Origin of the sequence: Nocardiopsis sp. CNT312 (genome assembly GCF_000515115.1) — a bacterium.
GTDB lineage: Bacteria > Actinomycetota > Actinomycetes > Streptosporangiales > Streptosporangiaceae > Nocardiopsis.
Genome location: NZ_AZXF01000060.1, coordinates 1 through 1,808 on the forward strand (window position 1 = coordinate 1; position 1,808 = coordinate 1,808).

The following is a 1,808-nucleotide window of genomic DNA, read 5'->3' on the forward strand; positions in this document are numbered from 1 at the left end:
GCACCCGTTCTGGGTTCCGGAGTTGCAGGAGTGGGTCGATGCCATCGACCTGGCCCCGGGGATGTGGTTGCAGACCTCGGCCGGTACGTGGGTGCAGGTGTCCGCAGTCGGGGCCTGGACACAGCCCGCGACGGTCCATAACCTGACCGTCCAGGGCGTCCACACCTTCCACGTGGCTATCGGAGACCAGGATCTTCTCAGTCACAATTGTGATTGGACCAGTAGTTCGAACCTTGATGATCATTATAATAAACATGCCAAGGGCATGGAGATCGAAACACAAGTGGAATATCGATATGCTGCTGAAGATCTCATGTGTGATTGTGACGGTCTGCGTCCTGGGGTGCAAGTAAAGACGAATGGAAGTACGAACTACTACCTCGATCCAGAAAGTGGTGAATTTGGTATAAAGAGTGAAAAAGGTATAGTCACCTACTATGAGCCGGACAATCCAAGTACTTACTTCGATGAGCGTCCTGGAATTAGGAGGTAAGGGGATATTGATTCGGTTTCCTTGTCCGTGCTGCGGATTCAGGGTACACGAGGACCCTCCGGGGTCTCACATGATATGCCCTGTATGTGATTGGGAAGACGACCCGGTGCAGCTTCGATGGCCAAGAATGCCGGGAGGGGCGAACAAGGCCTCACTCTATGAGGCTCAGAGAATATTTAAAGAGGCTAATCCGCATTTGGGCGAGACCGTCGAAGTGGTAAAAAATAATTTTAAACACGAGGTCCGTGATCCAGGATGGCGCATGATCGATTTCGAAATCGATGACTTTGAAGATTATAGTTCATTGCACCGGGATCCGTGGCCGGATGATAGGACACTTCTTTATTGGTGGAGGGATTCTTTCTGGCGCTTGCCTGGGGTATTTTAGTAGGGCCCCGGAGTTCTCGCGGTTTGCCGGGGAACGCACGAACACCGGGTTCGAGGGGGTCTGTGGAGATATGACCAGGCTCTGACATGCAAAAACGGGCATGGGCCTGAAGGATCATGGAGTTGTCGAGAAACCACGATCCGTAAGGCCACATGCCCGCTGTGTCATCCTCCCGTACTCCACGCCTGTCCTCAACCCCACCCGCGCAGCCACCCACCCCCGCAGACGAACCCACCCCCGACCTGATGGACCACCTGGCCACCATCAACGACCCCAGAGCCCCACGCGGGCGCCGATACAGCCTGCCCACCCTGCTCGCCCTGGCCGTGTGCGCCCTGACCAGCGTCGGTCACGACAGCACCTGCGCCATCATCGAATGGGCCCACAACGCACCCCGCCGCGTCCTCCTCGCCCTGGGCCTGCCCATGTGCCCCTTCACCAAGCAGATCCATATCCCTGACGAGCACACCCTGCGCAACCTTCTCACCCGTCTGGACCCTGCCCAGCTCACCCGCGCGGGTTTGGCCTGCCTGAACACCCACACCCCGCCCGAAGGCGATCCGGCACGCACCCCTGCCGGGGCACCCGAACGCGAGCACCGCCGCGCCCACCACGGGTGATCTGGGGGCGTGTGGTGAGACCGCGCTGAACGTCGCGTCGATGTTCGTGGGTGGTCTGGCCGGCAAGATCGCGGTCAAGTACGGGCTGCGGTGGGGCAAGGCCGCGGAGCTGGGCCGCAGGATCGCTGATCTGGGCGGTGACCTGATCAGCGGCGTCAAGGGCCTGGTGAGGTCCGAACGCAAGCTGGACAATATAAAGACTGATTGCCGCCACAGTTTCGTTCCCGGTACGCGGGTGCTGATGGCCGACGGGTCGACCAAGCCGATCGAAGGGGGCTTAACCCCGGATGTTGGACACGGGGGTGAT

General features: G+C 59.1%; 3 protein-coding genes and 1 pseudogene. All 4 read left to right on the forward strand.

Translation table 11 applies throughout. The features are described from left to right. A pseudogene (locus B042_RS25830) lies at positions 1–493 on the forward strand (hypothetical protein); the annotation flags it as partial. Further along, positions 468–881, forward strand: a complete 414-nt coding sequence (locus B042_RS27135) for a CPCC family cysteine-rich protein (RefSeq protein WP_081748841.1) — start codon at positions 468–470, stop codon at positions 879–881. The pseudogene B042_RS25830 and the gene B042_RS27135, both read left to right, overlap by 26 nt. A gap of 245 nt (positions 882–1,126) precedes the next feature. After that, positions 1,127–1,501 (forward strand): transposase family protein, encoded by a 375-nt coding sequence (locus B042_RS0116900; RefSeq protein WP_028649307.1) that lies wholly within the window; start codon positions 1,127–1,129, stop codon positions 1,499–1,501. Between the two features lie 40 nt (positions 1,502–1,541). Then, positions 1,542–1,808: hypothetical protein (locus tag B042_RS23660; RefSeq protein ID WP_036555469.1), on the forward strand; the 267-nt coding region annotated here is incomplete at its 3' end.